Raw genomic sequence first — 5,954 nt, forward strand, 5'->3', positions numbered from 1 at the left:
TCCGCCTGCGTCGGACCCTGGTACAGCCACTCGACGTTGCCGAGCGCCGCCGCCGCGGCCTTACCGCCGGCGTTCATCGCCTCGAAATAGGGCACGCCCTGCAACTTCGGAACGAAGGCGACCTTGTACGTCTTCTTGTCGCCCGTGCTGCTGGAAGCAGTGTCGGTGTTGTTCTTCTTCGTGCAACCGGTCAGGGCGAGAGTCGCAGCGGTCGCCATGGCGACGGCGATCTTCACATTGGCGCGCATGGATTCCTCAAGGGTGAAGTAGGTGAGAAAAGGGGGCCGAATCGTCTATTCTGAAACGTTTCACGCTGTGAATGCGCTCACGTTACGTCCTGGTGGCAGGAGTGTCAACAGTCACTACCGCCAGTTGATCTTGCGGCTTAAAGCCTTTCACCGAGCACGGTGGGCACGGGCCGATCGGAGCGGCCGGCGGCCGGCCCTACGGCTCACGGCTCGGCGGCCAGGCGGCCCAGCAGGTCGACGAGGCGGGTGAGGTCGCCGACCGTCACGAACGGATCGACGTGCTGATCAACAACGCCGGGCCGCACGCGTTCGAGGCACGGACCACCGCGGCGCTCATCACCGGGCCGGCGACGGATCCGGCGCTCGCGGGGCGCAGCGGCGGTTGCCACCGTCGGCGACTCACGCGGCGGATCCAGCCGACTGCACCCGGTGACGACCCGAGAATGCAAGCCGGATCATGGGAGCACACCGAGCGATTGCTTGCCGCACAGCTGTGGCGGCCGGCGTTTCCCCGCCCCTGGAATGCGTGTTCGCCGCACAGCGAAGAGAGGTGAATACCTATCCGGTCCCCGGGCGGCGGCGCAGGCGACGACCGGGTTTCAGCGGTCGCGCTTGCGGTGGGGGTTCTCGCCGGGCGTAGTTCACTTTTTTGAAACAACCGGTTGTTGTACGAGCAACAAAAGTCCTACAGTCGGCCATACGCAACGGCCGGGTGGAAGGACGTCACGGTGTTTCTCGACTCGTCAGACTGGCAGGGCAAGATCTACGCCGGCGGCTCCTGGGTGACCGGCTCGGGTGGTGTGCGCGACGTCGTCGAACCGGCGACCGGGCAGACGCTCGGCCGCATCGGGATCGCCGGGCCGGACGACGTCGCCCGGGCGGCCGAGACCGCCGCGCAGGCGCAACGCGCGTGGGCGGCCGCACCGCACACCGAGCGGGCCGCGGTGCTGCGCCGGGCCGGGGCGCTGTGGGCCCAGCACGCCGACGACGTCTCCTGGTGGAACGTCCGCGAGGTCGGCGCGGTGCCCGGGATGGCCGGGTTCGCGGTGCACGTGGCCGAGCAGGAGTGTTACGAGGCCGCCGGGCTGCCCGGACGACCGTACGGGGAACTTCTGCCGAGCGAGCAACCGCGGCTGTCGATGGCCCGCCGCGAGCCGGTGGGGGTCGTCGGCGTCATCTCCCCGTTCAACGTGCCGATCATCCTCGGCATCCGCTCGGTGGCCCCGGCCCTGGCGCTGGGCAACGCGGTGATCCTCAAACCGGACCCGCGCACCGCGGTGACCGGTGGCGTCACCATGGCCCGGATCTTCGAGGAGGCCGGCCTGCCGGCGGGGCTGCTGCAGGTCCTGCCCGGCGGGGCCGACGTCGGCGAGGCCATCGTCACCCACCCGCTGATCCGGGTCATTTCTTTCACCGGCTCGACGGCGGCCGGGCGCCGCGTCGGTGAACTGGCCGGCAAACACCTCAAGCGCGCCCACCTGGAGCTCGGTGGCAACTCGGCGCTGATCGTGCTCGACGACGCCGACGTCGACGAGGCCGTGAACCTGGCCGCATGGGGTGGCTTCTTCCACCAGGGACAGATCTGCATGACGACCGGTCGGCACCTGGTCCACGAGCGCGTCTACGACGACTTCGTGGAGCGGCTCGCGGCCAAGGCGGCGAAACTTCCCGTCGGCGATCCGGCCCGGGACCAGGTGGCGCTCGGCCCGGTGATCGACGCCGGGCAGCGCGACAAGATCCACGCGCTGGTCGAGGCGAGCACCGCGGCCGGTGCGCGGCTCGCCGCCGGCGGCACCTACTCGGACCTTTTCTACGGCGCGACGGTGCTCGCCGACGCGACACCGGAGACGCCGGCGTTCGCGCAGGAGATTTTCGGCCCGGTGGCACCGGTGGCGCGTTTCGCCACCGCCGACGACGCGGCCCGGCTCGCCGCCGACAGTGAGTACGGTCTGTCGCTCGGCATCGTCACCAAGGACGTGATGCGCGGACTCGCCCTGGCCGACCGGCTGCCGACCGGCATCGTGCACATCAACGACCAGACCGTCAATGACGAGGCGAACGCGCCGTTCGGGGGCGTCGCGGCATCCGGCACCGGGTCACGGTTCGGCGGGGCGGGGGCCAACGTGGACGCGTTCACGGAGACGCGGTGGGTGACCGTTCGCGGACAGGCTCCCACCTATCCGTTCTGAGCGGGCCGGGGCCGCGAGGTGGTCGTCCCGCCGGGATGACTTAACCTCCTCCCGGCACTCCGGGAGGGACGACTGATGGCCAACGAGTCCGAGAACGACGCTTCGATGCCCCCGCACCGGCCGCGAGACATGACGCCGGCCCAGCTCGGGTTCACCCCGGCTGAGCCGGTGGCATGGCTGTCGCCGGTGCAACTGGCCGGGACGGGGCTACGGGTGGCGCTCTCCTCGATCCAGGGCAGCTACCTCGACAAGCGCGAGCTGCAGGGATCATTTCCGGACGAGGTGGACCGGGAGATCGGGCCGGACGGGGACGCCTGGATCGACTTCGTGGCCGACCTCGGGGACGGGTTCGACGCCACCTACTCGGTCGCCTACCTGCTCGCGCAGCCACAACTCACGGTCGGTGAGCACGTTCTGCCGCGCGGGCGGGCGCTGGTGCTCGGCGGCGACGAGGTCTACCCGACGCCCAGCACGGAGCGTTACGAGAACCGGCTGATCGGGCCGTACCGCGCGGCACTGCCCTCGGTGCCCGCGGGCGAGGAGACGCCGCGGATGTACGCGCTGCCCGGCAACCACGACTGGTACGACGGGCTGACGGCGTTCCTGCGATTGTTCACCGGCACCCGCCGTACCGAGATCGGGGGCTGGCACCTTCCGCAGAACCGCTCCTACTTCGCGGTGGAGCTTCCCGGCGGCTGGTGGCTGCTCGCCCTCGACGACCAGGCATCCACCTACATCGACGACCCGCAGTTGGAGTATTTCAAACGGGTGGCGACCGGTTTCGGGCCGGACACGAAGGTGATCGTCGCCTCGGCCAGCCCGACGTGGGTGCAGGGTGCCGACCACTCGGTGGTCTACGAGTCGTTGGACTATTTCCTTCGTACGGTCATCGCCCCGACCGATGCCACCGTGCGCCTCATGCTCTCCGGGGACTGGCACCACTACGCGCGCTACAGCAGCCCGGAACGAGAACTGATCACGTGCGGGGGCGGCGGCGCCTACCTCTACCCGACACATCAGCTGCCCGAGACCATTCAGGTGCCACCACCACCGTTGCCGACCACGTCGCCCCGGGAGACGTACACGCTCGCCTCGCGTTTTCCGGGCAAAAGACTTTCCCAGGCGTACGCGGCGAGTATCTTCGCGCGGCTGCCCAAGCACAATCCGAGCTTCATCGCGATGGTGGGGGCCGTGCACACCGCCATCCTGCTCGCCGTCAGTGGCGTGATCGGCAGCGACTTCGGCAGTCCCCTGCAGAAGTTCGCGCTGGTGCCGCTCGTCATCCTGGTCGCCGCGGTGATGGCCGGAACGTACGCGTTCGCGCACCTGAGCGACTCGGAACTGGGCCGGACCAGGCGGCAGGTGCTCGGCACCCTGCACGGGGTGGCCCAACTGGGGCTGGCGGCGCTGCTCACCTGGGCGTGGTGGGAACTGCCGCTGCACGACTGGCCGTGGCCGTGGTCGCTGGTGGCGACGGTGGGGATCTACGGGGTGGTCGCCGGACTCGCGGCGACCGAGTTGACGGCGGTCTACCTGCTGTTCGGTGCGCGGTTCGGGGTCAACCTGAACGAACTGTTCTCGGCGCAGGGCATCATCGACTCCAAGTCGTTCCTGCGCATGCACGTCGCGGCGGACGGGACGCTGACCATCTATCCGCTGGGAGTGCGCCGGGCGGCTCGGAAGTGGCGGCCGAATCCGGCGGGTGACCCGCACTCGTCGTGGCTGGTCCCGGCGGAGCGGCTGCACGCCCACCTGATCAGCGATCCGATCGTCCTGTCACCGAAGCCCGCGCCGCCGGCCGCCTGACGAGTTCCCTTCTGGCTCGGCATCGCGGTGGCGACGGTCGCGGCGACGACGGTGGCAGCGGTGCCGGGGATGAGCGGGAGCGCCGGTGGACGGCCGGGGGTCCGGGGTCAGCGTGGTGACGGGTCCAGGAGGTGGTCGAGGCCGATCGCGGTGATCACGCGGCGCACTATGCCCAGGGCGCCGGTCAGGCGGAACGGGAGACCGGCTCGTTCGGCGGCCAGGTAGCCGCAGATCAGGGCACTGAGGGCCGCCGAGTCGATGAACCGGACCCGGCTCCGCTGCCGGACGGCTCGGACACTCCTGCGGTGCAGGAAACCTATCGTCAGCGGCCGTTCGGCGAGCGGCCGTTCGGCGAGCGGTCGTCCGGCGAGGGGTCGTCCGGGTCGGACGGGTAGCGAGGGTCGCTGTAGAAGGGGTCGTCGAAGTCGTCGTCGACCGGTTCGCCGTACTCGTTGACGGGCGGCGGACCGAGATCGCCGGGACCGGGCGCAGTGCCGGGAGCGGAGCCGGAACCCGCGGGCCCCGGAGGTGGAGCCGGAGCAGCCGGACGGGGGACGGTGCCGGCTGATCCGGCGCCCGGGTTACCGGCTTCGGTGGCATAGCCGCCGGTGGCTCCGGTAGCGGCGGCCGGAGCCGTCGCCGGGCCGGAATCGACCTGCGCGCCGGTGACGACCGTGGACGCCGGCGGTTCCAGGGCCGCGGTGAGCGCAGCGATGATGGCGTCCAGGCGCGGCCGCAGCAGCTGCCACTGGCGGCCGGCGGCGAGGGCCTCGTTCTCCGCGTCGACCGCGTTGATCAGATCTCGGAGGATTCCGGCGAGCTGGCTCGCGTAGGCCTGGCGCTCGTTGTCCGGCGTGGTCTCCAGGAGGGCGGCCCAGCGGGCCTCCAGCGTGGCGAGGTCGTCGCGGACCGGGGGCCACGCCAGTCCACGCCGGGCGGCGTCGGTCGTGGTGAGGATCGGCGGGAGGCGCAGGCCCAGGACGGTACGGGTCTCGCCGGCCAGGCCGCGGGCCTCGGCGTCCCAGGTGGCGACCTTGCGGTTGCGGTTGGTCAGGAGCAGCGCCACCAGGCCGGTGAACAGGCCGATCAGGAGCAGCCAGCCCCACGGGCCGAGCAGGGTGTCGTCCTCCGTGGAGGCGGGCACCACCGCCACGGCCGAGGTGGAGGTGGCGGCCTTGGCCGGTTCCTCGGTCTTCTCCGGTTCCTGCGTCTTCGTCGGCTCCTTGGTGGGCTCCTGCGTCTTCGTCGGTTCCTTCGTCGGTTCCTTCGTCGGGTCCTTCGTCGGGTCCGCGGTGCGGGTCTCGCGGGTGCGGGTGGCCTCCGGCTCGGAGGTGGTCTCGTCCTCGGTGGGTGTCGCCTCGGTGGTCCGTTCCACGGTGCGTTCCGCCGACGGGCGGTTCGTCGGCAGCCCCTCCGGTGTGCCCTCGCCGGTGCAGGCCGCCGCGGCGGTCATCAGCAGGCCGGCGGCCAGCAGCAGCGCTGCTGAACGGCGGCGTCGCACGGCTTCCATCGATACCCACTCCTAGCGAAAGCGAAATAGCGAACAGCGCGAACGGCTCACGGGACGAATCACGGCACGAGGTAGGGCGGGGCGCCGGCCGCAATCAAGTGACGGACGCACCGGCCGGCGCCCCCCCCCCCGCCGGCGCCCCCCCCAACGCCCCCGCGGGCGCAACAACCTCAGGGGACCACCAGCCGGTCGCGGCCGGGG

3 protein-coding genes and 1 pseudogene are annotated in these 5,954 nt (G+C 70.9%); 2 read left to right on the forward strand and 2 right to left on the reverse strand.

From position 1 onward, the window contains the following. Positions 1–248, reverse strand: a pseudogene (locus ACH442_RS46825) (sugar ABC transporter substrate-binding protein); the annotation flags it as partial. A 728-nt stretch (positions 249–976) separates the two neighbouring features. On the opposite strand from ACH442_RS46825, the gene ACH442_RS46830 reads away from it, so the two are divergent. Both ACH442_RS46830 and ACH442_RS46835 read left to right on the forward strand, forming a co-directional pair. Next, entirely contained in the window at positions 977–2,437 is a 1,461-nt protein-coding gene (locus tag ACH442_RS46830) for an aldehyde dehydrogenase family protein (protein ID WP_396344698.1), read from the forward strand. 75 nt (positions 2,438–2,512) lie between these two features. After that, positions 2,513–4,243, forward strand: coding sequence for a metallophosphoesterase (locus ACH442_RS46835; RefSeq protein ID WP_396344699.1), 1,731 nt, complete (start codon positions 2,513–2,515; stop codon positions 4,241–4,243). 322 nt (positions 4,244–4,565) lie between these two features. Here the strand turns inward: ACH442_RS46835 and ACH442_RS46840 are convergent, their stop codons facing one another. Further along, positions 4,566–5,753, reverse strand: a complete 1,188-nt coding sequence (locus ACH442_RS46840; protein ID WP_396344700.1) for a hypothetical protein — start codon at positions 5,751–5,753, stop codon at positions 4,566–4,568. Positions 5,754–5,954 lie beyond the last annotated feature (201 nt).

This window comes from Actinoplanes sp. NPDC020271, assembly GCF_044388125.1.
Classification (GTDB): domain Bacteria; phylum Actinomycetota; class Actinomycetes; order Mycobacteriales; family Micromonosporaceae; genus Actinoplanes.

What these genes read in the sequence shown, in the direction of transcription:
- ACH442_RS46835 (WP_396344699.1), top strand. Translation starts at nt 2,513, where the DNA reads ATGGCCAACGAGTCCGAGAACGACGCTTCGATGCCCCCGCACCGGCCG.
- ACH442_RS46840 (WP_396344700.1), bottom strand. Translation starts at nt 5,753, where the DNA reads ATGGAAGCCGTGCGACGCCGCCGTTCAGCAGCGCTGCTGCTGGCCGCC.